Source organism: Lichenifustis flavocetrariae, from assembly GCF_026130545.1.
Taxonomy (GTDB): Bacteria; Pseudomonadota; Alphaproteobacteria; order Rhizobiales; family Beijerinckiaceae; genus Lichenihabitans; species Lichenihabitans flavocetrariae.
Genome location: NZ_JAMOIM010000013.1, coordinates 74,181 through 100,807, shown reverse-complemented (window position 1 = coordinate 100,807; position 26,627 = coordinate 74,181). Strand labels below are relative to the sequence as shown.

General features: G+C 63.1%; 18 protein-coding genes and 1 pseudogene. 5 read left to right on the top strand and 14 right to left on the bottom strand.

Annotation, left to right across the window (positions count from 1 at the left end):
• Nucleotides 1-43: 43 nt before the first annotated feature.
• Nucleotides 44-781: an outer membrane protein gene (locus M8523_RS19070; RefSeq protein ID WP_282586486.1), complete on the bottom strand. Its 738-nt coding sequence runs from the start codon at nucleotides 779-781 to the stop codon at nucleotides 44-46.
• A gap of 184 nt (nucleotides 782-965) precedes the next feature.
• Nucleotides 966-1,952: an outer membrane protein gene (locus M8523_RS19065; RefSeq protein WP_282586485.1), complete on the bottom strand. Its 987-nt coding sequence runs from the start codon at nucleotides 1,950-1,952 to the stop codon at nucleotides 966-968.
• A 391-nt stretch (nucleotides 1,953-2,343) separates the two neighbouring features.
• Here M8523_RS19065 and hpnH point away from each other — a divergent pair, with 391 nt between their 5' ends.
• The gene (gene hpnH / locus M8523_RS19060) at nucleotides 2,344-3,522 is read left to right on the top strand and encodes an adenosyl-hopene transferase HpnH (RefSeq protein WP_282586484.1); all 1,179 of its coding nucleotides are present in this window, start codon (nucleotides 2,344-2,346) and stop codon (nucleotides 3,520-3,522) included.
• 144 nt (nucleotides 3,523-3,666) lie between these two features.
• Here hpnH and M8523_RS19055 read toward each other — a convergent pair whose 3' ends face one another.
• Both M8523_RS19055 and shc read right to left on the bottom strand, forming a co-directional pair.
• A complete protein-coding gene (locus tag M8523_RS19055) occupies nucleotides 3,667-4,353 on the bottom strand; it encodes a phosphorylase (protein WP_282586483.1) in 687 nt (228 codons plus the stop codon).
• Nucleotides 4,353-6,323 (bottom strand): squalene--hopene cyclase, encoded by a 1,971-nt coding sequence (shc, locus tag M8523_RS19050; RefSeq protein ID WP_282586482.1) that lies wholly within the window; start codon nucleotides 6,321-6,323, stop codon nucleotides 4,353-4,355. The genes M8523_RS19055 and shc overlap by 1 nt, the downstream gene beginning before the upstream one ends.
• 608 nt (nucleotides 6,324-6,931) lie before the next feature.
• Here shc and M8523_RS19045 point away from each other — a divergent pair.
• Nucleotides 6,932-8,191 (top strand): MFS transporter, encoded by a 1,260-nt coding sequence (locus M8523_RS19045; RefSeq protein WP_282586481.1) that lies wholly within the window; start codon nucleotides 6,932-6,934, stop codon nucleotides 8,189-8,191.
• Nucleotides 8,192-8,271: 80 nt separating this feature from the next.
• Here the strand turns inward: M8523_RS19045 and queC are convergent, their stop codons facing one another.
• The 7 genes from queC to lysA all read right to left on the bottom strand — a co-directional run bounded on the left by queC (nucleotide 8,272) and on the right by lysA (nucleotide 18,996).
• Nucleotides 8,272-8,985 (bottom strand): 7-cyano-7-deazaguanine synthase QueC, encoded by a 714-nt coding sequence (queC, locus tag M8523_RS19040; protein WP_282586480.1) that lies wholly within the window; start codon nucleotides 8,983-8,985, stop codon nucleotides 8,272-8,274.
• A gap of 16 nt (nucleotides 8,986-9,001) precedes the next feature.
• A complete protein-coding gene (locus M8523_RS19035) occupies nucleotides 9,002-12,148 on the bottom strand; it encodes a multidrug efflux RND transporter permease subunit (RefSeq protein ID WP_282586479.1) in 3,147 nt (1,048 codons plus the stop codon).
• A gap of 2 nt (nucleotides 12,149-12,150) precedes the next feature.
• Complete coding sequence (locus M8523_RS19030) at nucleotides 12,151-13,425, bottom strand: efflux RND transporter periplasmic adaptor subunit (RefSeq protein ID WP_282586478.1); 1,275 nt, start codon at nucleotides 13,423-13,425, stop codon at nucleotides 12,151-12,153.
• Nucleotides 13,426-13,559: 134 nt separating this feature from the next.
• Nucleotides 13,560-14,762 (bottom strand): divergent polysaccharide deacetylase family protein, encoded by a 1,203-nt coding sequence (locus tag M8523_RS19025; protein WP_282586477.1) that lies wholly within the window; start codon nucleotides 14,760-14,762, stop codon nucleotides 13,560-13,562.
• A gap of 65 nt (nucleotides 14,763-14,827) precedes the next feature.
• Nucleotides 14,828-16,243 (bottom strand): S41 family peptidase, encoded by a 1,416-nt coding sequence (locus tag M8523_RS19020; protein WP_282586476.1) that lies wholly within the window; start codon nucleotides 16,241-16,243, stop codon nucleotides 14,828-14,830.
• A complete protein-coding gene (locus M8523_RS19015) occupies nucleotides 16,240-17,532 on the bottom strand; it encodes a murein hydrolase activator EnvC family protein (protein WP_282586475.1) in 1,293 nt (430 codons plus the stop codon). The genes M8523_RS19020 and M8523_RS19015 overlap by 4 nt, the downstream gene beginning before the upstream one ends.
• A 192-nt stretch (nucleotides 17,533-17,724) precedes the next feature.
• Nucleotides 17,725-18,996: a diaminopimelate decarboxylase gene (gene lysA / locus M8523_RS19010; protein ID WP_282586474.1), complete on the bottom strand. Its 1,272-nt coding sequence runs from the start codon at nucleotides 18,994-18,996 to the stop codon at nucleotides 17,725-17,727.
• A gap of 434 nt (nucleotides 18,997-19,430) precedes the next feature.
• On the opposite strand from lysA, the gene M8523_RS19005 reads away from it, so the two are divergent.
• Nucleotides 19,431-21,002: a methyl-accepting chemotaxis protein gene (locus tag M8523_RS19005; protein WP_282586473.1), complete on the top strand. Its 1,572-nt coding sequence runs from the start codon at nucleotides 19,431-19,433 to the stop codon at nucleotides 21,000-21,002.
• A 133-nt stretch (nucleotides 21,003-21,135) separates the two neighbouring features.
• Here the strand turns inward: M8523_RS19005 and wrbA are convergent, their stop codons facing one another.
• Nucleotides 21,136-21,756 carry an NAD(P)H:quinone oxidoreductase gene (wrbA, locus tag M8523_RS19000; RefSeq protein ID WP_282586472.1) on the bottom strand — a complete coding sequence of 207 codons (621 nt, stop codon included), beginning with the start codon at nucleotides 21,754-21,756 and terminating at the stop codon, nucleotides 21,136-21,138.
• 95 nt (nucleotides 21,757-21,851) lie between these two features.
• Between wrbA and M8523_RS18995 the strand changes: the two are divergent.
• Nucleotides 21,852-22,733 (top strand): annotated as a pseudogene (locus M8523_RS18995) (LysR family transcriptional regulator); the annotation flags it as partial.
• A gap of 145 nt (nucleotides 22,734-22,878) precedes the next feature.
• Here M8523_RS18995 and argH read toward each other — a convergent pair.
• A complete protein-coding gene (argH, locus tag M8523_RS18990; protein ID WP_282586471.1) occupies nucleotides 22,879-24,273 on the bottom strand; it encodes an argininosuccinate lyase in 1,395 nt (464 codons plus the stop codon).
• 18 nt (nucleotides 24,274-24,291) lie between these two features.
• On the opposite strand from argH, the gene tlpA reads away from it, so the two are divergent.
• Nucleotides 24,292-24,957 (top strand): thiol:disulfide interchange protein TlpA, encoded by a 666-nt coding sequence (gene tlpA, locus M8523_RS18985; protein WP_282586470.1) that lies wholly within the window; start codon nucleotides 24,292-24,294, stop codon nucleotides 24,955-24,957.
• Nucleotides 24,958-25,110: 153 nt separating this feature from the next.
• Here the strand turns inward: tlpA and M8523_RS18980 are convergent, their stop codons facing one another.
• Complete coding sequence (locus M8523_RS18980; protein WP_282586469.1) at nucleotides 25,111-26,391, bottom strand: MFS transporter; 1,281 nt, start codon at nucleotides 26,389-26,391, stop codon at nucleotides 25,111-25,113.
• Between the last annotated feature and the right edge of the window lie 236 nt (nucleotides 26,392-26,627).

Genomic DNA, 26,627 nt, shown 5'->3' with positions numbered 1-26,627 from the left:
CAGGATGTAGCTGATGCGACGCTACATGGCAAGTCTGCGACGGCTAGTAGATCATGTAGCGAAGACCGGCGCGGATTTCGTGCGCGTTCAGGTCCGTCTTAGCCGCGTTGAACGGCGAGGAGGGGATGTTGGGTGCCTTGTAGGTCCCGAGATCGAGATAGCGGTAGCCGATATCGACCAGAAGGTTGGCGGAAACGCTGTAGGTGAGGCCCGCCATTGCGGCCCAGGCGAGGTCGTAGCGTGTTTCGCCGGAATATTTGGTGTAGTGCGATTTGGCTCCTAGGGGCGTGTTCACGCTGGATCCGTCGAGGCGCAGACCTGCAAAGCCGACACCCGCACCAATATAGGGCGTGAAGCCGCCCCAAGTGCCAAGGTCGATATAGGCGTTGACGAGACCATCGAAGCGTCGAAGGTTGGATTTCAGCGTCGAAATAGTGCCGAAACTGTCGGCGCTTCGCTCGATCGACTTTTGCGTGCCAAGATAGTCGCCTGTCACATCGGCGCGAAAATAATCGTTGAACTTGTAACCGACGCCGCCGCCGACACCGTAGTTCCAGTCGCGCTTGTCCGTGAGGGTTCCGAGCGTGTTGAGTTTCACGTCGTCGGATGCCGTCAGATCGCCCCTGAGGTACCAGCCGGTACCGAATGTGTATTGCTGGGGCGGGAACGCTTCCTCATTGTCGGGCTGTCCGTACAGAGGTGCGAGGTCGGCCGCTTCCGCGACCCCGCCGGTCAGCCCGCTGACCACAAGCGACGACCATATGACGATCAATAATTTCACGGAGGCGGTTCCGAAGGAGGGTGCCGCACGACGGCAGCGTCTTCACATCGACAACCTAGCGCGCCAGGCTTGAGCCTGGCTGGAATCGCTCTGGCAAACAGAGCCTTCTTGCTTCGAGGATCGGCAAACAAAAAAACAGGCCGGAACGCCGGCCTGTTTCGGCATTGATGTGGGCCCGAACCCTTCAGTATTTGCGAACGATGGGTGGGGCTGGGTAGACGACAGGCTGGTAGGGCGTGACATCTGTGAAGAGCCAGCGGAAGCCGAGCCGGATGTCATTCGAGGCGAGGCTGTAGCTGTGTTTCTCCGACACGCATCCCGTGCTGTTCACGCAATTGATGAAGCCTGATTTGGCTTCGCCCATGTTCAGGTAGCGGTAGGAGAGTTCGAGCTTCACGTCCGGCGAAATGGCATAGTCGATGCCGGCCATGGCGGCGTAAGCGAGATCGAAGTGACCGCTGCTCTTGGCATAACCGTAGCCGCCGTTTCCAACACCGCCCGTGATGACCGTATTTTTGTTGTTCGCGTCGATGATGGTCGGGCCGCCTACGCCGACATCATAAAGCGAGGTCACCTGATTGTAGGACGCGCCGACTCCGGCGCCGATGAATGGCGTGAAGCCGTACCACGTCCCGATATCCGTATAGGCATTGAACAGGAATACGGAGCTCTGGACGTTGCCGTGGTACTGGTCGAAGCCCCGATAGTTCCCCGTGCCGGTGCCTTTCTGCGACACGCCATTCGCATCCTGATAGCTATAGCTGTAATCCGAGCCGCGGATGCCATAGCTTTCGAGCGTGCTGATATCCTGTCCGGTCCGATACTCGCCCGTGACGTCGAAGCGCAGCCAGCTGCTGTACTGGTAACCGATACCGACATCGACGATGGCGGAGTCGCCGATGTGCTGCGAGTTGCGGGCGAAGCTCGGGACAGTCGAGTTCAGCGCTGCGCCACTGAGGGGCGCGAACGACGAATCGTAGAAGGTCGAGCGGATGTCCGGGCTCTCGGCTATGCCGACCCCGACGTCGCCGCGAAGGTACCATCCGCTGACTTCGACGGGTTCCGGGGGAGCCTCGATCATGGGGGGAGGCGGCAGATCAGCCGCCACTGCGAGTGTGGCGGGGCCGATGACCACGGCGCCTGCCAGAATGAGGGCTTTGCAAGCGCCCATACGTGGATTTCCTTCGTCTAGGCGCGAAGCGGAGATCCACTACGGCGCCGTGCCAACGTCGGTGACCCTGCCAGCAAGCACTTAAAAGGAGCTTAACCCTAACATTTAACCGTCATGATCCAGCGCGCGTGTCACACCTGTGGCTGCACTGCGGCAAAAACTTGGTGCATGCCGCTGGTATGTTGCAGAGACGCAACCTTCTCCAACCGGTTATGTGCCGCGACCGAATCCTGGTTGCGGCATTAACCTGTTTTTTCTACCACCAAAGTCTTGGACGAGCTTCGCATCCGTCCGCTTGTGCGGTGCGGGAAAGAACGGCGAGGCGCCAGGTGGATCACGCTGATCCACCAACTGAACGAAGGCCCTTCAGCGGCTTTCCGAGGAGTTCGATTTGGGTATTCCGCTTCTTCAAGCCGCACGGATCGGAGCTTACGTCGTCAAGAAGCACGTCATGGGGGTTAAACGATACCCGCTCGTGCTGATGCTCGAGCCGTTGTTTCGCTGCAACCTCGCCTGTGCGGGCTGCGGCAAGATCGACTATCCCGACAAGATCCTGAATCAGCGCATCTCCTACGAGGATGCGATGCAGGCGATCGACGAATGTGGTGCGCCTGTCGTGGTCATCGCCGGCGGCGAGCCGCTCCTGCACAAGGAATTGCCGCAGATCGTCGAAGGCGCGATCGCCAAGAAGAAATACGTCACGGTTTGCACCAACGCGCTCCTTCTCGAAAAGAAGATGAGCCAATACAAGCCGAGCGAATATTTCAATTGGTCGGTCCACCTCGACGGCGACAAGGAGATGCACGACCGCTCCGTGTGCCGCAGTGGTGTTTACGACAAGTGCATTGCGGCCATGAAGGCCGCCAAGGCCAAGGGTTTTCGGGTCAATATCAACACGACCCTGTTCAACGACGCTGATCCGGCGCGGGCCGCTGCCTTCTTCGACGAAATGAAGGCGATGGGTGTCGACGGTATCACCGTGTCGCCGGGCTATGCCTATGAGCGGGCGCCCGACCAGAAACACTTCCTCAACCGCGCCAAGACCAAGGAATTGTTCCGAGGCATTCTGTCTCGCGGCAAAGGCGGCAAAGCGTGGCCGATCTTCCAGTCTCTCATGTTCATGGATTTCCTGGCCGGCAACCAGACCTATCAGTGCACGCCCTGGGGCAACCCGACCCGAACGGTCTTCGGGTGGCAGAAGCCCTGCTATCTGCTCGGCGAAGGCTATGTGAAGACCTTCAAAGAGCTGATGGAAAACACCGACTGGGACAAATACGGCACCGGCAACTACGAGAAATGCGCCGACTGCATGGTCCACTGCGGCTTCGAGGCCACCGCTGTCACCGACACGATCAAGCACCCGCTGAAGGCCTTGATGGTGACACTGCGCGGGGTCAGGACGACCGGTAAGATGGCTCCTGAGATCTCGCTCGCGAACCAGCGGCCGGCTGAGTACATGTTCTCCCGTCATGTCGAGCAGAAGCTGACCGAGATCACGGAAAAGGAAAAACAAGTCGCCGACCGTCGCGCGGCGGAGAACCGGCCTGTCTCGCTCGAAGCGGCGGAATAAACGAACTTTTTGGTTTGACGGTCAAAAGGACGCCTTCGGGCGTCCTTTTTTGTGGTTCGAGTGTCTGTTCGGCGCAGACCTGTCAATCCGAAACATGCCCGCCAATCAGCCGCGTGGGCTCATGTGGCGCGTCCGTCTGGCTCGTTAGCGATACGGGAAACCAAGGGGCGCGTTGAGCTTCGCACAGACGCGCTTCAGCGACTGGAACGCGGCCTGCGCGTCGCGGGCCGTGTGGATCAGGCCCGCTAGGTCGCCCGGCCGCCGGAGGAGGGCGCGCAGCACGGCGGCAACGTCGGTCGTTCCGTCCGGCCGCATGCCGACCAAGGCAGCCTGCGGCAGGGACCGTGACGCCGGGTCGGCCACGACCCGGAGCGCCGCAAAGGGCAGGGCGAAGCTGGCCGCAAGCCGGGCTGCCACATGCGATTCCATGTCGACCGCGAGAGCACCGGCGCGAGCGTGCAACGCCGCCTTGGCGTCAGTCCCTGCGATAGGCTGATCCACGCCGCAGAGCGCACCAAGGAAGGCGTCGGGGAGAGAACCCGCAAGGGCGCGACACCAGACAGGATCCGTGGGCCAGCCCGTCGAGCCCTCCAGGATCCTGTCGGCAATGACGATGGCTCCGGCTTTGAGGCTCGGCGCAAGACCGCCCGCAATGCCGATGCTGATCACGCCACGGGCACCCTGGCTGAGCTGAGCTTTCAGCAAAGATGCGAGCCTTGTCGCATTGCCTCCCCCCGCGACGGTGCCGACACCGTTCGCGCGCACGATACGAGCCTCGGCAACGAGCCCCGTGACGGCCAGGACGATGACGGAGGGAGGCGCCTCCGTCATTACATGCCGATCATCACGGTCTTTGTGTTGCCGGCCTTGAGGTTGCGAAATCGGGCTGTGGCCCAAAGTGGAAAGAACTTCGAATAACCGTGGTAGCGAAGATAGAAGACGCGTGCGAAGCCCGTCCCGGTGAAGGATTCCTCGGGCCAGAACCCGTCGGCATCCTGCCTTTCCATGAGGTAGGCAATTCCGCGCGCGACAGCCGGATGGTCGACCTCACCGGCCGCCATCAAGCCAAGCGTCGCCCAGGCGGTCTGCGAGGCCGTGCTGGGCGCAGCGCGGTGTCCCGCCCTATTCGCCTCGTAGCTCAGATCGCTTTCCCCCCAACCGCCATCGGGATTCTGGATCGACAGGAGCCAATCGACCGCGCGCCGGATCGGTCCGCTGGCATGATCGATCCCGGCTGCATTGAGGGCGATAAGGACCGACCAGGTGCCGTAGATGTAGTTGACGCCCCATCGGCCGAACCAGCTTCCGTTCGGTTCCTGTTCGCGCATGAGATATTCGACACCGCGGCGCAGCGGCTCGCTTGTCTCCATCCGCTCTCCGAGTTGCGCCAGCATGGACACACAGCGGCCGGTCACGTCGGCGGTCGGCGGGTCTAGCAGAGCACCATGGTCGGCGAACGGAATGGCATTGAGATGATAATGGACGTTATCGGCTTCGAACGCGCCCCAGCCGCCATTCTTGCTCTGAAGGCCGACGACCCACTCGCGACCGCGCGCGATCGCTTCCTTGTAGCGTTCGCCGCCGGGCTTGCCGGCCAGACGGTCCATGGCCATCACCACAACGGCGGTGTCGTCGAGATCCGGATAGTGCGGATTTTCGTATTGAAAGGCCCAGCCACCCGGCCGGACGTTGGGCCGGTTGTGCGCCCAGTCGCCGACAACGTCGAGAACCTGGCGCGGGATCAACCAGTCGAGGCCGCGTTGTGCAGTTGCTTCGCCATCATCGCCAGTCTCAAGCAGCGCCTGTGCCGACAAGGCCGTGTCCCAGATCGGCGAAAGGCAAGGTTGACAATAAGCCTCGTGCTCGTTGACCACCATCAGCTTCTCGATCGAAGCGCGGGCGAGCTTCACCTCGGGCAAGTCCGGAGAATAGCCGAGCCGTTGGAACATCATGACCGTATTCGCCATGGCCGGGTAGATGGCCCCGAGGCCGTCCTCCCCGTTCAGGTGCTCGATCGTAAATGCGACCGCCTTGTCGATGGCGCGCCGCCGCACGGCCTTGGAGAAGAAGGGCTCCACTTTGTGCAGAACCGCGTCGATCGCCGCGAATACGGCACCCCAGACCTTCAGGTCCTGTTGTGCCGTCGGCCAATGCCGTTCGCGTTCCGGCGGCGTCAGGAAAAGTTCGCGGATGCCGATGCGACGCGGGTTGACCGCGATCGGCTTCAGGGCGGCCAGCACCATCATGGGCACGAGGGTGGTGCGCGCCCAATAGGAGACTTTGTTGAGATGGAAGGGAAACCAGGCCGGCAGCAGCATGATCTCAACCGGCATGACCGGAACCGCCCGCCAGGGAACCTCACCGAAGAGCGCCAGCGTGTTGCGCGTGAAGACATTGACCTGAGAGGCGCCGCCATGCGCTAAAATCGCGTCGCGCGCACGCAGCATGTGGGGCGCATCGACCGAGTCGCCGATCATCTTGAGGGCAAAATAGGCCTTCACGGACGCCGACATGTTGAGGTCGCCGCCATGCACCAGTGGCCAGCCACCATCGGCCCCTTGAACCCGGCGCAGATAGACGCCGATCTTGCGCTCCATCTCAATGTCGGGTTCACCGAGGAAGTGCTTCAGGAGGATATATTCGGAGGGTATTGTGGCGTCGGCTTCAAGCTCGAACGCGAAATGCCCATCCTTGCGCTGCTGCGATCGGAGGGCCTGCGTGGCGCGTGCAATGGTTTTGTGGAGTTCGTCGGACCTGGGTGATGCGCCTAGGGGATGTTCGGCAGCGGTGGCGAATGACATCTGTTTGGTCGTCTCAACTCACAATCTGCACGTCCCCCCATGTGTCTTCCCGTAAACGTGAGACAACACAAGCGATACGCGCCAGCCTTGGATGCAAAGCTTCCGGGCGTGACTGAGAAGTGACAGATCCCAATCCAACGGGAGAAGCATGTCCCGGAGGGTGTCTCAGTATCGTTCTTACCGTGGAATAAACCTTGAGCTAGGCTGGTGCAAGTATCACGATCGGGCAGATGCCCGTTACCTGCACGCTTTTAGATTCTGCTTCCTCTGCGAGGTCGCGGGACGATCCACGGGCGAAACAAGGGCCCAAATTCGCCATAGGGCCCGCACGCCGGCGACGCTTCGCCCGGGCGGTTCCTGCCCGTATGACTCGCAAAAATCAGTGCCACCACCTTCAATTTTACGGCACCGCGCCTGCGACACTGAAATGCCAGCTATGCGGATCAATTGATTGCGCTCTCGACGATCGGGAGTAAAGCCTTACAACCAATCCGGAACGCCCATGTCGGGCGTGCGTCGGAAGCACCGCATCGGTTTGCTCAATATTTTGGCAGCCATGGAGGCGATGCTGTTTGGGGGGCGCTGGAGCGTCCCGATAGGTAGTTCACATGGATGCGAGACTGGAAGGCGCCGGGGTGCCGGCGGGGGCGAGCACGACGGCGGCCGGACGGGGCCGCGCCGTAGCGGCGGGAGCCGGCGGGGCGACCTTGGTGCTTTATGGGGTAAGCCTGACGCATGGGCTGAACGACCTCGTGCAGTCGCTCGTGCCGGCCATCTACCCGATCCTCAAGGAGAAGTTCGCGCTCGACTTCGGGCAGATCGGTCTCATTACCCTTGCGTTCCAGCTCACAGCGTCGCTGCTGCAGCCGTGGATCGGCTACGCCACGGACAAGCGGCCGCGTCCTTTCCTGTTGCCTGTGGGCATGGGGGTTAGCCTCCTGGGGCTTTTGCTCCTGTCGGCTGCGCCGAACTATACGGTCTTGCTGATCGCGGCCTCGCTGGTCGGCGTCGGGTCGTCAATCTTCCATCCGGAATCGTCGCGGATCGCCCGCGCAGCGTCCGGAGGAAGGCATGGTTTCGCCCAGAGCCTGTTCCAGGTCGGCGGCTATTTCGGCACGGCACTCGGGCCGCTCCTGGCGGCCTGGATCGTCGTTCGGCACGGGCAGGGCAGCATCGCCTGGTTCTCGCCCGCGGCCGTTCTCGCCGCCATCATCCTATTCAAGGTCGCGCAATGGTATTCCGCCAACCTGCGGGCCGCGAAGGCCAAGACGGCGGCGGCTGTTTCGGTCCATTCCAAGGCCAAGGTCCGGATGGTGATGGCCGTTCTGGTGCTGCTGGTTTTCTCGAAGCAGTTCTACCTCGCCAGCATGAGCAGCTATTTCACCTTCTATCTGATCGACAAATTCCATGTGTCCGTCGAACACGCACAGCTGCAGCTCTTCCTGTTCCTGGCGGCCGTCGCAGTGGGCACGCTCGTGGGTGGCCCCATCGGCGACCGCATCGGGCGAAAATATGTGATCTGGATCTCGATCCTGGGCGTGTTGCCATTCACCCTGGCGCTGCCTTACGCCAATCTGTTCTGGACCAGCATCTTGGCCGTGCTCATCGGTCTCATTCTGTCGTCTGCCTTTTCGGCGATTGTTGTTTACGCGCAGGACCTGATGCCGAACAGCGTCGGCATGATCGCCGGATTGTTCTTCGGGCTCGCCTTCGGCACGGGTGGACTTGGAGCGGCCGTGCTCGGTCAGTTGGCTGACCACACGAGCATCGCCTTCGTGTACAAGGTCTGCTCATTCCTGCCGGCGATCGGCCTCCTGGCCTGGTTCATCCCCGCGAACCCGCAGAAGACCGTGGTGGCGGCGCGCTGAGGGCTCTTCCCGCTCGGCGAGCTTCGCCGGGTGGGAACCGGTCGTACGAACACGACCGGATCGGCATCGATCGTGCGGCGCTAATCCGGCCGGGCCCAGGAGAGGCTGTTCTGGTAGCGAACCCACCCATCGGCCCGGAGTCCGCACGCCGGGCACGTGCCGCACCCATAACCCCACGCATGCAACGTGCTTCGATCGCCGAGGTAGCACGTGTGGGTGCCCGTCCTGATGAGTTCGACCAAGCGATCCCCGCCGAGCTGCTCGGACATGGCCCAGGTGGCCGCTTTATCGATCCACATCAGGGGCGTTTCGATCACGAAGCGCTTGTCCATGCCGAGGTTCAAGGCCACCTGGAACGCCTTGATCGTGTCGTCCCGGCAGTCGGGGTAGCCTGAATAATCCGTCTCGCACACGCCGGTCACGATATGCTTGATGCCGCGCCGATAGGCGATCGCGGCCGCGAAATTGAGGAACACGAGATTGCGGCCCGGCACGAAGGTGCTCGGCAGTCCGTTTGCCGCCATGGTGATCGCAACATCGCTGGTCAGCGCGGTGTCGCTGATTTGCCCGAGCGACCGGAGATCCACCAGGTGGTCGTCTCCGAGCTGTCCCGCCCAGGCGGGAAACGCGTCCCGCAGGGATTGCAGGTAGGGCGCGCGGATGTCGAGTTCGATGCGGTGTCGCTGGCCGTAGTCGAACCCGACCGTCTCAACATGAGCGAAGCGCTCGAGCGCCCAAGCCAGGCATGTGGCGGAATCCTGCCCTCCAGAGAAGAGGACGATTGCGGAGGACATGTCCGTCTTTTCGTCGTTACTCGGCGGCCTGGGAAATCGGAAGATCGAGCGGCGTCTCGTCGTCATGTTTGTTGGCGTCGTCGTGGCGGTTCGCGCCGAGCCAGTCGGCGACCTTGTCGAGATAGATATAGACCACCGGTGTCGTGAAGAGCGTCAGCAACTGGCTCACGGCGAGGCCACCCACCATCGCGTAGCCGAGTGGCTGCCGGATTTCCGACCCCGTGCCGTGGCCGAGCATCAAGGGCACGCCACCCAGGAGAGCCGCCATGGTGGTCATGAGGATGGGCCGGAACCGCATGAGCGCGGCCTTGCGGATCGCGGCCTCCGCCGACAGACCTTCCTCGCGTTCCGCCACGATCGCAAAGTCGACCAGCATGATGCCGTTCTTCTTCACGATGCCGATCAGCAAGATCACACCGATCAATGCCACGAGCGAGAAGTCGAACCCGAAGGCCATAAGGATCGCAAGCGCCCCCGCGCCCGCCGACGGGAGGGTCGACAGGATGGTCAGCGGGTGGATGAAGCTTTCGTAAAGAACGCCGAGGATGATGTAGACGACCACAAGCGCCGCCAGGATCAACAAGGGCACGGTGGCGAGCGATTTCTGGAATGCCTGCGCGTTGCCCTGGAAGGTCGTCTGTACGGTGCCCGGAACGGCGATCTCACGCATGGCACGATTGATCGCTTCGGTGGCGTCGCCGAGCGCTGCGCCTTCGCCGAGGTTGAAGCTGATCGTCACGGCCGGGAACTGGCCCTGGTGGCTGATCGACAGCGGCCTGACCGGCATTGTGCTCCAAGCCGCGATGGCGGAGATCGGGACCATGCCGCCCGTGGCAGGGGCTTTGATGTAGATCTTGTCGAGACTTTCGGTCTGGCCCTGCATCTGCGGCAGGATTTCGAGAATGACGTGATAGCTGTTCAGCTGCGTGAAGTATTGAGTGACCTGCCGCTGCCCGAATGCATCGTACAATGTATCGTCGATGAGCTGCGGCGTGATCCCATAGCGTGATGCCTGGTCGCGATCGATCTTCAGCGTCAGGGTGTTGCCCTCGGTCTGCTGGTCGCTGGCGACGTCGCGCAGTTCCGGAAGGCTCTTCAGCTTCGCCAAAACCTTGGGCGACCAAAGATTGAGTTCGTCAAGGTTGGCGTCTTGCAGCGTGTACTGGAACTGCGTGCGGGAGGCGCGACCACCGACGTTGACGTCCTGCGAGGCTTGCAGGAACAGCTGCGCGCCCTGGATCTTGGCAAGCTTCGGGCGCAGGCGTGCGATGACCTGCTGGGCCGAGGCATCCCGCTGATCAAGCGGCTTCAGGGTGATGAAGAACCGGCCGTTGTTCTCCGCGAAACCGCCGAACCCCAACGCCATAGCGACCGTCGCGACGGCCGGATCGGCCTGAACGACCTTGCCGAGTTCCTCTTGGTGCCGCTTCATGTCGTTGAAGGAAATATCCTGCGCGGCTTCCGATGTGCCGACGATCAGGCCGATATCCTGTTGGGGGAAGAAGCCCTTGGGAATGACGTTGAATAGATGGACCGTGAGCGCGACGGTTCCGAGGAACACCAGGAATGTGATGAATTTGAACTTCAGGCAGACGTCCAGCCCGCGCTCATAGGCCCCGAGCATGCCGTCGAAGAAACGTTCGCTCGCCTTGTAGATGCGTCCGTGCTGCTCCTGGTCGTGGGGCTTCAGGAAGCGTGACGCCATCATGGGCGTCAGGGTCAGCGACACGAAAGCCGACACCACGATGGTCATGGCCAAGGTGATGGAGAATTCGCGGAACAGGCGGCCGATGATGCCTGACATCATCAGGAGGGGGATCAGCACGGCGATCAGCGACACACTGATCGACATGATCGTGAAGCCGATCTCGCCGGCGCCCCGGAAAGCCGCGGCGCGCGGCTGCTCGCCCTCCTCGATATGCCGGCTGATGTTTTCCAGCATGACGATCGCGTCGTCGACCACGAAGCCGACCGCGATCGTCAGGGCCATCAGCGAAAGGTTGTCGAGGCTGTAGCCGCAGGCCCACATCAGGGCGCAGGTGCCGAGCAGTGCGAGTGGCACCGTGATCGACGGGATGATGGTCGCCCAGACGCTCCGCAGGAACAGGAAAATCACCATCACGACGAGCGCGATCGTCAGCAACAGAGTGTACTGAACGTCATCGACGGCGGCCCGGATCGTCGTCGTCCGATCACTGAGGACGCCGAGTTTGATCGCGGGTGGAATCGACGCCTGCAGCCGTGGGAGCTCGGCCTTGATCTTATCGACGATGTCGATGACGTTCGCGCCGGGCTGCTTGAAAATGACGAGGAACACGCCGCGTTTGCCATTGGCCCAGGCGGCATTTTTGGCATTCTCGGGGCCGGTGACGGCCTGACCGATATCGCGGATGCGCACGGGCCCGCCGTTGCGATAGGCAACGATGACGTCGTTCCAGTCCTTGCTCGCAGTCAGCTGGTCGTTGGCGTAGATGACGAAGCTATTGCGCTCGCCATCGATATTCCCCTTGGGCGAATCGACGGTCGTGATGCTGATGACACTGCGGACATCCTCAAGCGACAGGCCCTTTGCGACGAGCTTCGCCGGATCGAGCTGAACCCGGATCGAAGGCTTCTGTTCGCCGCCGATCGACACCTGGCTGACACCCGCGATCTGGCTGATCTGCTGGGCCACCTTGGTGTCGGCATTGTCGTCGACCTCGGTGAGCGGCAGTGTGTCAGAGGTCACCGACAAGAGCAGGATCGGCGAATCCGCAGGGTTCACCTTGCGGTAGGTTGGCGGGCTCGGGAGACTCTTTGGAAGCTGGCCGCTCGCGGCATTGATCGCGGACTGCACGTCGCCGGCCGCGGCGTCGATGTTTCGATCAAGATCGAACTGGATCGTCACACTGCTCGACCCGAGCGAACTGATCGACGTCAGCTGCGCCACACCGGGGATCTGGGCGAACTGGCGCTCAAGGGGCTGGGCAACCGACGAGGCCATGGTTTCCGGGCTGCCGCCGGGCAGGGAGGCCGAAACCTGAATGGTTGGGAAGTCCACCTGCGGAAGGGGCGCCACGGGCAGTTGCGGATAGGCCACAAGGCCGATGCACAAAAGCCCGATCATCAGCAGGGTGGTGCCGATCGGGTGGCGGATGAAGGGTCCGGAAAGTCCGCCGCCCATGTTCATTGCTCCGCCGACGCGGTCTTTTCCGCCGCCGTCTTGAAGTCGAGCGGCGTTCCGTTCTGCAGCCGGTATTGCCCGCCGGTGACGACGGTCTCGTCGCTTTTGATTCCGTCGTCGATCACGGCTTCTTTGCTGTTCATCAACGTGATCTTCAGGTTGCGGGCTTCGGCCTTGTTGTCCGGTCCGACCACATAGGCATAAAATCCAGCCTGGCCGCGCTGCACCGCGGAGGCGGGCACGATGACGACATTGTCCCGCGTCGCCACGGTCATGCGGGTCGACACCGACAAGCCCGGCCAGAGCTTCTTGTCGGCATTCGGGAAGGTCGCTTTCAGTCGGATCGTGCCACTCGACGCGTCCACCTCATTGTTAAACACTTCGAGGCGCCCCTCGGCATAGACTTGGCTGCCGTCGGTCGAAAGTGCTTCGACCGGGAGAGGTCCTTTGGCGAGGCCGTCCGAAATCTGCGGCAGGAAATCTTCTGGCTGCGTGAAGATCACGGAGATCGGCTTGATCTGATTGATCTGCACGATCCCGGTCGTGGCCGAAGCGTTCACAATATTGCCGAGGTCAACCAACCGGAATCCGACACGGCCTTTGATAGGTGCCTTGATGGTCGTGTAATCCAGCTGCGTTTGCGCATTGTCGATAGCGGCCTGGTCGGCGGCGATTTGTGCCGTCAACTGGGCAACCTGCGAGGTCTGCGTGTCGAGTTGCTGGCGGGTGGCGTAATCGCTCTTGGCCAGTGACGTGTAGCGCTCAAGATCCCGCTTCGAATTCGCGAGCGTAGCCTGATCCTGCTGCTTCTTGGCTTGCGCCTGCTCAAGGGCCGCCTGATAGGGCCGGGGGTCGATCTCGACCAGTACATCGTCCTTCTCGACGAGATCCCCTTCCTTGAAATTCAGCTTGACGATCTGGCCGTCGACGCGGCTTCGAATGAGGACGGAATTATAGGCGTCCACGGTCCCGAGGCCCGTCAGGACCACCGGAAAGGCGCCAACCTTCGCTTGTGCCACCGAAACCGGAACAGCGGCTGGCCCTTTGGGCTTGGCGGCTGCATCCTGTGCCGGCGTTTTCGTCGGCCCGGCTTTCATGAACGAGCCCGCGTGGGCTTCGAGCCAGGGGTCAGCCGAAGCTACCCACGATCCGAGATGAGCGGTTCCCCAGGGCTCGAACTGCCGCCATTCATAGACCAGCGCGCCGAGGCCGATGAGGACCACGAACAGACCGGGCCAAAACCACGACCGACCTTTTCGAGCTGGACTTTGGTTCATCAGGGGTTCCGGGCAGACATGTTGCAGCGCAACTGTGCAGGCAGAACACGTCGAATTCATGGGTTATGTGTAAAGTTATGTGTCGCTCAAGATGGGAAAGCGATGGCGACCACATAGAAAAGTCAGCCGCGCCGCTACGGCCCAGACCTTTGTGGAGCATCTGGAGCGAGGGCGCTGGCCGGGACGAGGGCAATGCCACGTCCGGCGAGGGCTGTCGCGAAAGCCGCGACGCGGTCCACCGTTGTCGGCAAACCCGTGGTCGCACCAAGAGCGCTTCCTTTGCTGCGCGCGACGGCCTCGAGCTTCTTCAGTCCTGCGTCGATCGCCTCGGGCTCACCGAGCGCGTCGATAACGACATCGGCGCGTAGTGTCGGGACGCCGAGTGAGGGGCCGAGTGTCGCGGCGAGATTGCGGGGCGCCGTCCCGTCGTCAAGGTAGAACAGGCCTCGGGCCGCAATGTCCTTCAGGACGGGGGAAAAGGCGGCAGCGTCGGCCGTGAACTTGCCGCCGAGGAAGCTGGAGACGCCGACGTATCCGCTGAAGCGGCTCATTTGCCAGTGCAGGTTGTCCAACGTGACGCGAGCGGGGTCGGCGGTTTCCAGAAGCCGCGGCATGCTGGAGCCGTCGGATGCATTGAAGCTCTCCATCGGCACCTGGAGAACGGCTTCATGCCCCAACGCACGTGTATTCTCGACCTGCTGGCCGAGGTCTCCCCCGTAAGGTGCGAAGCCGAATGTCACGGCTGGCGGCAAAGCCTGGGCCGCGGCAGCCGTCAGCATGCGGTTGAGACCCATGCCGCCGACGAACAGAGCGATGCGCGGGGCATGGGTGCCGAGCGCTCCGTCCAGGCTCACAGGGCGAGCATAGACGTCAGCCGGTCGTGTGCCGTCGGGTGCGCGTCGCGGCAAGAACCCGTATCGGCCGCGTTCGACGAGCCGGCTGTCGGGCGCTGGCGCGAGCGCGAGGGTCTCCGTTTGCGGCACCGGGATGAAAGTCCCTGGAAATGCCGACGACCCTGGAGGGCGGACAACCTTCACGCCGCTCTCGTGCTCGGCCTCGGCGGCCGAAAGGGCACTCTTCGGGGGCGGTTCGACCGACGCCGTCGAAGCGTCGATCTTGCTCGGCGGAGCCTTCGGGACAGGCTTGACCGGATCCGACGCCACAACGGGGGAAACCGCGATGGCCTTCGGCGGCTGCGGGCGGACCGGCCATAGAAACCATGCGCCCAATGCCGCTATGCAGCCGAGGCCAAGCACCAAATGGATCGGGATAAGGCTACGCGGCCGAACCGGGTCCGGCTTCCGGCCGAGCGGCTCATAAAGTTCATCACGCGTCATGGCTGTAGCCGATCATGGCGCGTGTCGGTCTTACAGGTCGCCCGGGACGGACTCCCCGTCGTTCCTCAGTCCTGTTTTGGCGTTTCGGCCGGTGTCGCTGTCGCCGGCTTGCTGGCCGGTGCCTCGGTCGAGGGAGCCGGTGATGCCGCGATCGGCTTGGCGGCTTCCGTGGTGCTCGAAACCTTGACGCCATGAAGGATATTCATCGCTGCGATGAGTTGCTTGTCCTTGGAAGCATCCGGCGGCACGTAGGCCTGCGACCCCTGCTTTTCGTCGTCGCCATTCTTCAGGTGACCCTTCAGGGACGCCTCACCCTTGGTGTCGTCCTTGCCCTTGAGCTCATCCGGCACGTCTTCAAGGATCGTATATTCCGGATCGATCCCCTTGGCCTGGATCGAACGTCCCGATGGCGTGTAGTACCGTGCCGTCGTCAGCCGCAAAGCCCCATTCTGCCCAAGTGGAATGATCGTCTGCACCGAGCCCTTGCCGAAGGATCGCGTGCCGAGGATGGTGGCGCGCTTATGGTCTTGCAGGGCCCCGGCCACGATTTCGGAAGCGGAAGCCGATCCGCCGTTGATGAGGACCACCACCGGCTTCCCGTGCGAGAGATCGCCGCCCGGTCGGGCGCTGTAGCGCTGCGTCTCGTCCGGGTTGCGGCCGCGGGTCGAGACGATCTCGCCGCGGTCGATAAACGCATTGACGACCTCGATCGACTGGTCGAGCAGGCCGCCCGGGTTGTTGCGAAGGTCGAGAATGTAGCCCTTGAACTTGTCCGCCGGGATGTCCTTGGAGAACTTCTCCATGCCATCCTTCAGCCCATCGAACGTCTGCTCGTTGAACTGCGAGATGCGGATATAACCGATGTCGTCCTTGTCTTCAGACTTCACCGACTTGATTGTGATGACGGCGCGGGTCAGCTTGTAGTCCTTGCCCTCTTTCGAAGCACTTTGGTTCTTCGCATCAGGACGCACGATCTTCAGTGTGACGGTCGTCCCGACCGCACCACGCATCTTGTCGACAGCTTGGTTGAGCGTCAGGCCCGAGACCTGATCGCCGTCGATGCCGACGATGAGGTCGCCGGAAAGAATGCCGGCCTTGGACGCGGGCGTGTCGTCGATCGGCGTCACCACCTTGATGTCGCCGTTCTCCTGCGTGACCTCGATCCCGAGGCCACCGAACTCGCCGCGCGTCTGCACCTGCATGTCGCGGTAGCTCTTGGCGTCCATATAGCTCGAATGCGGATCGAGCGAGGTCAGCATCCCGTTGATGGCCGCCTCGACGAGCTTCTCCTCATCCGGCTTTTCGACATAATCGGTGCGGATTTTCTCGAAAACGTCACCGAAGAGGTTGAGATTACGATAGGTGTCCGAGGCCGCCGCCCGAGCGGGGCTCGAGGACAGAATACCGGTATGGAACGCAACGGTCGCGGACGCGGCACCGAGTGCGGCTCCAGCCACCATCAAAGTCACCTTGCGCATCATCCGCGAACCTTTTGCAACGCCGCTTTGGCCCACCATGGGCTGGGGTCGACGGCGGCCCCGTCTTTTCGAAACTCAACATAGAGAATGGGTTCCGTCGCGCCAAGAGCGATCGCGGCTGCCGTCTTAACAGAACCGTCACCCATGGCCCCAACCGGCTCGCCCGCAAGAACGAATTGCCCGATCGCGACGTCAACATGATCCATGCCCGCCAGGACCGTATAATAACCGCCGCCGACGTTCAAAATTAAGACTTGTCCATAGGTTCGATAGGGGCCCGAGAAGGCCACCCAGCCATCGGCCGGGGCTGAGACGATTGATCGCTGCCGTGCCTGCAACGACACACCTTTCTCGGTGCCGCCATAGCCGTCGTCCTGCCCGAAGACCTTGACGATGCGCCCGCTCAGCGGCAGCGACAACAGACCCTTCGTGTCGGCAAACGGCACCGCGGGTGCAAGCCGTGCCGGATCGCGGAACGGGCCGGCCTCTACTTTGGCCTTGATCGAATCGGCGTCCACTTCCGCCGCCTTCTGCTGCGCGACCTCGGACTCGTGCGCGGCCTCGGCCGCCTTGCGGGCGAGGGCGTCGCTCCCTTCCATCCGGCTGATGAGGTCCTTCAGGCTTGTTGTCTGTTGCGCGATCTCGGCGGCGTGTCGTTGTTCCGCGTCGAGCGTGGTTTGGGCTTCCGCAAGTGCTTTTTGACGAGCGTCGACAAGCCCCTGGAGCCGCGTCGTCTCCGCATTGAGATCAGCCATCTGGGTCGCGAGCGTCGCACGCTCGGCGGCCATCGACGTCTTGAGATTGGCCAGGTCGCTCAGGTCCGACGCCAGCGCTTCAGCCTCGGCCCGCAATTCCGGAACCACGGCACCGAGCATGATGGAGGTGCGGATCGTTCTGAGAATGTCTTCGGGGCGCACCAAAATCGCGGGCGGCGGCTTGCGGCCCAGACGCTGCAGCGAGGCCAAGACTTCTGCGATCACGCCGCGTCGGCTTTCGAGCGATCGGCGGATCGCATCCTCGCTTCCAGACATGGTTGTCAGACGCTCGCCGATCTCGTCGGCGCGCTGCTCGGCGGCATGGACCTTTGCGGTGGTGTCGATCAGAGCGGCGTTAAGGCGCACCCGATCGGTGCGGATCTCTTCGATCTCGGCTTCGATTTTCCGCTTTTGCTCGACCGACACCGTTGCGGCACTTTGTAGCGCTTCCATGTCATGGCGCTTCTGATCGAGCTCGGACTCGCTCGGCGAAGCCGCCGCGGGCGGCGAGGTCTGGGCCTGAAGCGGTCCGGACATTGCGAGGACCATTGCCGCAATGCCCCATGACGCAAACCGCTTGCGCCTGGAGCACCCGCTTTCATGCTTTGCTGTCCGGCCGAAGCTCATCAGGCAATTCTAAAGCAAGCTGGACCGTGACACTATCCACCGCGGAGGCCAGATCTCCGGCACCGATCGGTTCCAGTGGAGTCGGGACGCTCTCGGCAGCTTTCAGCCCGTGATCCAGTCGGGGACACGGTCCAACCCGATCAGATCCTCGTACGTGCCGCGGGGACGGATCACGTCCCATTTGGCACCATCGACCATCACTTCAGGAACCAGCAGCCGCGTATTGTAGGTTCCCGCCTGCACGGCCCCATAGGCTCCGGCGGAAAAAACAGCCAGAAGATCGCCGGCCCGCGGTCGAGCGATCCGTCGCGACAAGGCGAGGTAGTCACCCGTCTCGCACACCGGCCCCACGATATCAGCCAGCACGATCTCGGCTTGATCACTGACGACTACGGGTTGAATGTCATGATGAGCGTCATAGAGCGTCGGCCGGATCAGGTCGTTCATGCCGGCATCGACCACCACGAAGGTCTTCGCCTCTCCGGTCTTCACCGCAACGACTTCGGTGACCAGCAGCCCCGCATTGCCGACGATGAGACGGCCCGGTTCGAGCACGATGGTGACACCAAGATTGTGCAGATGCCGCGTGGCAAGCGCCGCGTAACGGCTTGGGTGGAAAGCCGAGGCATCCTCACCTTGGTGGTAGGGAATGCCGAGGCCACCGCCGATGTCGACGTGGTGGATCGCGTGTCCGTCCTCCCGCAGGATCCGGACGAGATCGGCCAGAACCGCAAAGGCATTGTCGAACGGTTCGAGGTCGGTGATCTGGGAGCCGATATGCATGTCGACGCCGGTGATCTCGAGGCCCGGCAAGGCGGCGGCTTCCCGGTAGATCGCGCGGGCCCTTCCCAATGGGATGCCGAACTTGTTTTCCGCCTTTCCGGTCGAGATCTTGGCATGCGTCTTGGCATCGATATCCGGATTGACCCTGAGCGCAATGCGCGCGGTCCGGCCTTTTTCGGTGGCCAGGCGAGACAGGCGCGCGAGTTCGGCTTCCGATTCGACATTAAAGCAGAGAATGTCGGCATCGAGCGCAGCGGCGATCTCGCGTGCGGTCTTGCCGACCCCAGAGAAGGTGATCCTCTCGGCAGGAATGCCTGCCGCCAAGGCGCGCCGTAGTTCCCCTTCGGAGACGACGTCGGCTCCGGCCCCGAGGCGCGCGAGCACGTTCAGCACGGCCTGGTTCGAGTTGGCCTTCATGGCGTAGCAGATCAGGCTCGGCAAACCGCCGAGCGCCTCGCTCAGGACGCGGTAATGCCGCTCCATCGTGGCGCGCGAATAGCAGTAGAAGGGTGTGCCGACAGACCGGGCGATCGTCCGTACGTCGATCTCCTCGCCGTGAAGCACACCGTCGCGGTACTCGAAATGGTGCATGCGTCAGAGCAGGGGATCGAGAATGAAGGAGTCGTTTGGAGCCGTAATGGGGGGATTCTTCGGCCGCCGGTGCATGCCCGACTTGGTGACGGCGCTCTGAGGCGGCGCATTGGGGTCAGGCGGCGGTTCCAGCCGGCCCCGCCGTCCGCAACCGGCGATCGACATGGTCATGAGAACGACGCAGAGCATCGTAGCTATTTTCAGACGACGCGACAAGACCACCTACGACAACATTCTAGAGCGAGAGCGTCACTATAACAGAGCCCGCGTGAAGGCGAGGAAAAAGCGGGACTCCGCTTCACGGCGCTGGTCGCAAACACAAGGTGCCCTTGATCAGCGGCCATTTACCTTCATTCGCGCCTTTTCCCCTCCTCGATCAATTCGGGCCCCCGAAACATCGCCGATTAAAGGCCTGTTTGGAAATCGAGAACAAGGTGACGAGCCTTGGGACGTTTCGAGAGACGGGGATTTTGATGGGCTTTGCCTGGTGGAAGAAAGCTGCGGACTCTGCGGAACAGTCTGCCTACGCGGCTGTCCGCGAACGTGCCGAACTGCTCGACGACGCCTGCGGGGTCGGTCTCTGGGAAGCCGTTCTCTTCCAGGGCGATGCGATGCACGCCAAAAGCGTCTGGACGTGGTCTCCCGAATTTCGCCGACTGCTCGGTTACGAGCATGAATCCGAATGCCCCAACGTGGTCCAGTCCTGGTCGGATAGATTGCACCCGGACGATGTGGCGCCGACCTTCGCGGCCTTCGTGGGTCATCTCGCTGACAAATCGGGCCGATCCCGTTATGACGTCACCTATCGCCTCAAGGTTCGTGATGGATCTTATCGCTGGTTCCGCGCGACCGGTGGGTGCCGCTACGCGGCCGACGGACAGACGGTCCGGGCCTGCGGTTCGCTGACCGACATCCACAAACAAAAGGTGGCGGAATTTGCCGCCGCGACCGAAAGCGAGAACGATAAACTGATCCTGACCGCGCTCACGAAAGCCTTGTCGGCGCTCGCGTCAGGCGATCTTACAACACGCATCAACGAGATGGTGCCGCCGAAGTCGCAGTCGTTGAAGGATGATTTCAACCGCGCGGCGGTCGAGCTGCAGGAGACCATGAAGCAGATCGCGACCAAGAAGGACGCCATCCACGCGGGAAGCGGCGAGGTCACGAGTGCAACGGACGACCTTTCGCAGCGCACCGAGCAGCAGGCTGCGAGCTTGGAGGAGACCGCGGCCGCACTCGACCAAATCACGGCCACGGTCAAGAAGACCGCCCAAGGCGCCAGCCATGCCCGCGAAGTCGTCGGCAATGCCAAGGGCGACGCGGAACGTTCCGGCGAAGTCGTCGGCCGGGCGATCAGCGCGATGAACAATATCGAGAAATCGGCCGTCCAGATCGGCCAGATCATCGGGGTGATCGACGAGATCGCCTTCCAGACCAACCTCCTGGCGCTCAACGCGGGTGTCGAGGCGGCGCGGGCCGGCGAGGCCGGCCGGGGGTTTGCTGTCGTGGCGTCCGAAGTGCGGGCTCTCGCCCAACGTTCGGCCGAGGCCGCGAAGGAGATCAAGGCGCTGATCCATGCCTCGGACAGCCAAGTGAAGGTCGGTGTGGAACTCGTCGGCGAGACCGGTCAGGCGCTGTCGCGGATCGTCGGCCAGGTGGCCGACCTCAACGTCGCGGTTGCCGAGATCGCTGCCTCGGCCCAGGAGCAGGCGGCCGGACTGCAGCAGGTCAACACGGCCATCAACCAGATGGATCAGGTCACCCAGAAAAACGCCGCCATGGTGGAAGAAACCACAGCGGCGGCGCACAACTTGTCTCAAGACGCCGACGAACTCGCCCGGCTGGTCGCCCGCTTTGAAATCGGCGCGGATGTCGTCGCGCGGCCGGCCCATCGGGCAGCCCGCAGCAGCAGGCCTGTTCCAGCGATGAAGACCGTCGGTCGCGGCGGTGCCGCCCGTCAGCCGGCCAAGGCGGTGAGCGCCGAGACCGAATGGGAGGAGTTCTAGTCCCAGGCCCTGCGCCTGTAGACTGACCGAAGACTTGATTTCAGTCGACGCGACGGCACGGATCCTTGTGCCGTCGCAGCATTCGGGTACATGCTTCCGCGACTGGCCGGCTTCGAACCGGATCGCGTTAAGCTCAGGCCGCCGAAGTTGCGGTCTTGAGCGCCTTTGCAACTTGGGCCAACCGCTTGCCCTGCCATGTCGCGGCTGCAAGATCTGCATCGTTCGGCTTCGCGGCCGTCTGCCCGGACACGGATGACGCACCATAAGGTGTCCCGGCTGCGAACATCGACGCATCCGCGTAACCGGTCGGCACGATGATCAGGCCAAGATGCGCCAGCGGCGGGTAGAGCGACAGGATCGTGGTTTCGTTGCCGCCGTGCGGGGTGGATGTCGACGCGAAAGCGGCGCCGGCCTTGCCGTTGAGCTTGCCCTGAAACCACAAGCCGCCAAGACTATCGATATAGGCTTTCAGCTCGGCGGCCGCATTGCCGAAGCGGGTGGGCGTTCCAAAGGCGATCGCATCCGCCCATTCGGCATCCGCGGCGCTGGGGGCCTCGTAGAGCGCGTTCATCGCATCCGCGCCTTCCTTCCACCCCGGCGCCTGAGCCATCACCTCAGGGCCAACGAATTCGCGAGCGCGCCGCAACCGCACGGTTGCGCCCTCGCCCTCAGCGCCTCTTCCCACCGCTTTGGCAAGCGCCTCGGTGACGCCGGATCGGGAATAGAACGCGATCAGAACATTGAGTTCAGACATGGCACGACCCTCTTATGAATTGCACCGCGACCCTACCACCGTGACCTTCGCTCGAAATCGGGATAGTTTCGATCCTACCCATCAAGGCGATCGATATGCCGGCCCTCGGAACTCCGACCCTGGATCAATTGCGCGTCTTCCTGACGGTGGTGCAGACCGGCAGCTTCTCCGCGGCCGCGCGCTTCCTGAACCGGCGCCAGTCGGTGATCAGTTACACGATCGCCAATCTCGAGGAGCAGCTCGGCGGCTTGGTCCTGTTCGATCGGCAGAAGCGCCGCCCCGTGCTCACCGAAGCCGGCACGGCGATCTTGACCGAAGCCAGGAAACTCGCGGCCGGCGCCGACGACCTGCGCGCCCGGGCGAGCGGCCTCCTGCAGGGCCTTGAAGCGGAGGTCGGCCTCGCGGTCGACGTGATGCTGCCGACCGATCGGCTCGTCCGCGTCCTGTCGGCGTTTCGCCAGGCTTTTCCGACAGTCGGGTTGCGGCTCTACACCGAATCGCTCGGTTCGGTCGCGCGTCTGGTCCTCGACCGGACCTGTGTCATCGGCGCGAGCGGACCGCGGCTGTTCTGCGCCGAGAACCTCGTGACCAAGCCGCTCGGCTCCGTGCTCATGATGCCGGTCGCGGCCCCCAGTCATCCGCTGGCTCGATGTGCGGGTGCCATCCCGCGCGAGGAGTTGCAGCAGCATATCCAACTCGTCCTGACCGACCGGTCGGAATTGACGAAGGGGCAGGATTTCGCGGTCCTCAGCCCCCAGACATGGCGGCTCGCCGATCTCGGGGCCAAGCATGCCTTGTTGCTCGAAGGACTCGGCTGGGGGAACATGCCCGCGCATCACGTGGAAAGTGATATCGCGGCCGGGCGGCTGGTCGCTCTGACGGTCGAGGATCTCCCGGACCATACCTACAGTTTCTCAACCATTCATCTGGCCGATACGCCGCCGGGTCCGGCGGCGCATTGGCTGCTCGATCGTCTCGGACGGGAGATGAACGGCCTCGAGGCCATGCCGGCGAACATTTTCGTGATGCCGGCCGAGACGCTGAGATCACCCGAACTCGATCGGCGTCCGGTGACCGCGGCGGTCGATCCAGACCCCCGTCTGCGCCGCCGCCTGTCGAGCGTCAGGCCGCGGCTTCGGCCACCAGCCGCTTCAGCCAAGTCTCGGCCTGTGCCCTGACGTTCGCAGGGGCGGTTCCGCCGAAGCTCGTCCGGCTTGCGACCGAGCGGCGGACACCGAGCACATCGTAGACCGCGTTGGTGATCCCGGGCTCGATCGCCTGCATGGCTTCGATCGGCAATTCCTCGAGCGTCATGTCGCGCTCCGAAGCGGCCGCAACGATCCGACCGGTCACGTGGTGGGCCTGCCGAAATGGGAGACCAAGAACCCGCACCAGCCAGTCGGCGAGATCGGTCGCGGTTGCATAGCCCGAGCCGGCCGCCGCTTCCATGCGCTTGAGATCGGGTTTGAGGTCCCGCACCATGCCGGCCGTGGCGGCGATCATCAGCACGAGTGAGTCGAGTGCGTCGAACGTGCCCTCCTTGTCCTCCTGCATGTCCTTCGAATAGGCGAGCGGCAGGCCCTTCATGACGATGAAGAGCCCGGTCAGGGCGCCGATGATCCGGCCGGTCTTGCCGCGCACCAGCTCCGCCGCATCCGGGTTTCGCTTCTGTGGCATGATCGAGGATCCGGTCGAGAACTTGTCGGACAGCGCCGCGAAACCGAATTGCGGCGTCGCCCACAATACGATCTCCTCGGCGAAGCGCGACAGGTGCATGGCGCAGATCGAGGCTGCGGACAGCACCTCCAGGGCGAAGTCGCGATCCGCCACCGTATCGAGCGAATTGCGGGTCGGTCCGTCGAAGCCGAGATCGACCGCCACCTTGTGCCGGTCGACGGGGAAGGAGGTGCCCGCGAGCGCCGCGGCGCCGAGCGGACATTCATTCATCCGGGTGCGGGCATCGCGCATGCGGCCCCGGTCGCGGCCGAGCATTTCGACATAGGCGAGAAGATGATGGCCGAGCGTCACGGGCTGGGCCGACTGAAGGTGGGTGAAGCCGGGCATCACGGCTTCGGCGTGACTGAAGGCCTTCTCGACCAAAGCGGTCTGCAGGTCGCGCAGCCCGACGTCGAGCTGATCCACTGTATCGCGCACCCACAGGCGGAAATCGAGGGCCACCTGATCGTTGCGGGAACGCGCCGTATGAAGTCGACCCGCGGCCTCCCCGATAATCTCGGCGAGGCGGGCCTCGACATTCATGTGAATGTCTTCGAGCTCGCGCTTGAACGTGAAGGTACCGGCCTCGATTTCGCCCGCGATCCGGGTTAGGCCGTGCTGGATCGCCGCCGCATCTTCATGCGAGATGATGCCTGTGGCGGCCAGCATGGCGGCATGCGCCTTGGAGCCACGGATATCCTGTGCGGCAAGGCGTTGATCGAAGCCGATCGAGGCATTGATCTCCTCCATGATCGCATCGGGACCGTTGGCAAAACGGCCGCCCCACATCGCATTGCTCATCGCTGCCCCGGGTTGAACATGTTGAACGAAGCCAAAACCGAAATCCCTGAGAGCCGCCCCCGGCGATTGCGCCGCACTCTGGTGATCCTGGCCGGGTTTGTCGGATTGGGTCTCGGTGCTGGCGTCCTATACGGGATGCATGGAACCAGCAAGGAAAGTGCGGCCGCCTGTGCGGCCACCACTGCAACTGTCGACCGGGTCGATCCCTTGATCCATGGCGAGGTGGCGGCGCTCAGCCCCGCCCGGCCTTCCGGAGTGCTCCCCGGCCTGTCGTTTACAGGGGACGGCGGCGCCCCCAAAACCCTCGCAGACTTCAAGGGGAAAACGGTGCTGCTCAACCTTTGGGCGACATGGTGCGTGCCCTGTCGCAAGGAAATGCCTGCACTCGATCGGCTCCAGGGCGAGCTCGGCGGCCCGGATTTCCAGGTGGTGGCGGTCAACATCGATACGGCCAAGCTCGACCGGCCGAAGCAGTTTCTTAAAGATGTCGGTGCCACGCACCTGCCGTTCTATGCCGATCCGACGGCGGCGGTCTTTCAGACCCTGCGCGAAAATGGACCCGTTCTGGGACTTCCGACCACGTTCCTGATCGATCGCAGTGGCTGCGTCATCGCCACGATGGCGGGGCCGGCGGACTGGGCCTCGGACGATGCCCGCAAGGTGATCGAGGCCGCAAAATCATGAACTGCAGTCATGGAGATTTGATCCGCCAGGGCGTCAACGCAAAGTCATAGCGCATTCTTTTTCCGGGGAAGCCGCTCATCGACGAAATCTACGACGTCGCTCGCGCCCGAGAGACGACCCGATCGCGACTGGGGCATTCGGAGACAGCCGCTTCTACGAATGGGCTTTAGCGCATGAGGCACGCGAGCGAACTTCAATATGCATTCCGCGCAGACCGTGGGCCTTGCTCCCCAGGAGATACGCGCCCACGGCCGCGAGCTGGATGGCGGCTGCCGCCATGAAGATCACTCGATCCGATCCGAGCTGCCGCAACAGGTCGAAGACGGCGGGCGCGAAGGCATAGGCGCCTTGGGATACGGCGACGATAAGCGCTACAGCCCGCGGTGCATCCACGCCCGCGAACTCGACCTGGGCGATGAGCGGCGGCAGGGAGGTGGCGTTGCCGATGCCGAATCCGATCAGGATGACACCGAGAAGCAGAAGGGGCGCATTCGCTTCACCAGACAGCATTAGCAACCAGCACCCTGCCGCCTGCACGAGCAAGCTCAAGGCCGCGGCACGGCGGCGGTCGGCACCCGACGGCATGCAGCAGCCGACTAGAAGACGCCCGACGACCGCCGCAGCGGTCGAGAGGCCAGCCGCGAGACCCGCGCCTTGCGTCCCCAACGCCGGCACGAGCAGTGAAACGAGTTGCGTGATGAGGCCGATCTGCGCGAACAGCGCCAGCGCCATGCCGAGACTCAGCGTCAGAAACGCGCGATCGCGCCACAGACGTACCACCGGGAGCACCGCGGTGCTCTTCGCAACCGGGTTGGCGATCTCCGCGGTTTGCCCGTCAGGGGTCTGACCCATGCTACCAGGGGTCCGTCCGAGCACGAAAAGGGCGAGCGCCCCGAGCGTGGTGATCATCCCGGCCGCGACGATGAGGACGGCGGAGACGAAGCCGACCTGGCCGATGAGGGCGACCCATAGCGGGGAAAAGATGACTCCGCCGATGCTCGCACCGTTATAAGCCATGCTCAGCGCCGCCGGCCGTTTGGCGACGAACCAGGGTGCGATGATCGCATTCACGGCTGCCGCACCGAGCGCCGGCCACCCTGCACCACTCAGGAGGGCAGCGGCGTAGAGTTGCCAGGGTGCTTGAGCGCAAGCCCACCCCAGCACGCCGAGAGCCAGCACGATAGCACCAGCGAAGGTCACGGCGGGCAGGCCGAAACGCCGATGCAGTGCTGGCAGGTTCGCGACGATGCCGACGCCCGTCAGGAAATGCAGCGTCACGGCTCCGGAGACGAGTGCGATCGGCCAGCCGCGCTCCTGCCGCACAGCTTCGAGATAGACGGGTGGTCCGTAGAAGCCGACGCCCCAACCGAACACGGCCACGACGAAAGCGGCCGCTACGATGCGCCAACCGTAGAAACCCGACACGTGACTCATGCTTGAAACTCCGCAAGGTAGGTGGAGATGGATGATGGGCGGCCCTGCACGACATGGCGGTTCCAGCTTGCAGCCTCGAAGGCCAGAACCGGCAGGTCACCCACGGTTGCGATGGCGAAGGCATTCAGGTCGGGGCGCCGGAAAGGGGCGCACGGATGGCCGCGTAAGCGGCAAAGCGCCTGCTCTTCCCACGAGTGGACCGACAGCGACGGCTATGTCGTTCGACCAGGACGAAA

Bases quoted from the DNA above. Each gene is read 5' to 3' on its own strand.
- M8523_RS19065 (WP_282586485.1), bottom strand. From the start codon at position 1,952: ATGGGCGCTTGCAAAGCCCTCATTCTGGCAGGCGCCGTGGTCATCGGC.
- M8523_RS19055 (WP_282586483.1), bottom strand. From the start codon at position 4,353: ATGACGGAGGCGCCTCCCTCCGTCATCGTCCTGGCCGTCACGGGGCTC.
- shc (WP_282586482.1), bottom strand. From the start codon at position 6,323: ATGTCATTCGCCACCGCTGCCGAACATCCCCTAGGCGCATCACCCAGG.
- M8523_RS19045 (WP_282586481.1), top strand. From the start codon at position 6,932: ATGGATGCGAGACTGGAAGGCGCCGGGGTGCCGGCGGGGGCGAGCACG.
- queC (WP_282586480.1), bottom strand. From the start codon at position 8,985: ATGTCCTCCGCAATCGTCCTCTTCTCTGGAGGGCAGGATTCCGCCACA.
- M8523_RS19035 (WP_282586479.1), bottom strand. From the start codon at position 12,148: ATGGGCGGCGGACTTTCCGGACCCTTCATCCGCCACCCGATCGGCACC.
- M8523_RS19030 (WP_282586478.1), bottom strand. From the start codon at position 13,425: ATGAACCAAAGTCCAGCTCGAAAAGGTCGGTCGTGGTTTTGGCCCGGT.
- M8523_RS19025 (WP_282586477.1), bottom strand. From the start codon at position 14,762: ATGACGCGTGATGAACTTTATGAGCCGCTCGGCCGGAAGCCGGACCCG.
- M8523_RS19020 (WP_282586476.1), bottom strand. From the start codon at position 16,243: ATGATGCGCAAGGTGACTTTGATGGTGGCTGGAGCCGCACTCGGTGCC.
- M8523_RS19015 (WP_282586475.1), bottom strand. From the start codon at position 17,532: ATGTCCGGACCGCTTCAGGCCCAGACCTCGCCGCCCGCGGCGGCTTCG.
- lysA (WP_282586474.1), bottom strand. From the start codon at position 18,996: ATGCACCATTTCGAGTACCGCGACGGTGTGCTTCACGGCGAGGAGATC.
- wrbA (WP_282586472.1), bottom strand. From the start codon at position 21,756: ATGTCTGAACTCAATGTTCTGATCGCGTTCTATTCCCGATCCGGCGTC.
- argH (WP_282586471.1), bottom strand. From the start codon at position 24,273: ATGAGCAATGCGATGTGGGGCGGCCGTTTTGCCAACGGTCCCGATGCG.
- tlpA (WP_282586470.1), top strand. From the start codon at position 24,292: ATGTTGAACGAAGCCAAAACCGAAATCCCTGAGAGCCGCCCCCGGCGA.
- M8523_RS18980 (WP_282586469.1), bottom strand. From the start codon at position 26,391: ATGAGTCACGTGTCGGGTTTCTACGGTTGGCGCATCGTAGCGGCCGCT.